The 502-nt window shown below is 76.7% G+C and carries 1 pseudogene; it reads left to right on the forward strand.

Going from position 1 to position 502, the window contains the following annotated elements:
• Positions 1-418: pseudogene (locus tag AruCF_RS30100) on the forward strand (MFS transporter); the annotation flags it as partial.
• Between the last annotated feature and the right edge of the window lie 84 nt (positions 419-502).

Raw genomic sequence — 502 nt, forward strand, 5'->3', positions numbered from 1 at the left:
GGCGGGACGCTACGCCGACCGGCGCGGCCCCCATGCCGTCAGCCGCCTGGGCGCCGCGCTCACCGCCGTCTCGTTCGCGACCATGGCGCTGCTGCCGCTGCTGTCCGCGCAGTCAGGCCTGTGGCTGATCGCCGCCAGCGCCATCGGCTTCGATCTGGGCATCCAGGTGGCGCTGATCGCGCATCAGAGCATCGTCTACGGCATCGACCCCGCCGCCCGCAGCCGGCTCAACGCCGTGTTGATGGTCAGCGTTTTCATCGGCATGGCCGCCGGCGGCGCGCTGGGCAGCCTGGCGCTGGCGCGGTGGGGCTGGACCGGCGTGACCCTGGTGGCCACGGCAGCGGCCGGCGGCGCGTTGCTCCTGCGCATCTGGCCCAGCCTGCGGGCGCGTCGCCAACGCGCCGGCTGCCCGGCGTGACCACCCGCGCCGGCGGCCGCGCAGGACGCCGCCGGCCCGTGACAGCCCCCGGTCACGCGGTGCCCCCCTCACGGCCGGCCCGCT

The organism is Achromobacter ruhlandii, from assembly GCF_002082135.1.
GTDB lineage: Bacteria > Pseudomonadota > Gammaproteobacteria > Burkholderiales > Burkholderiaceae_B > Achromobacter > Achromobacter ruhlandii.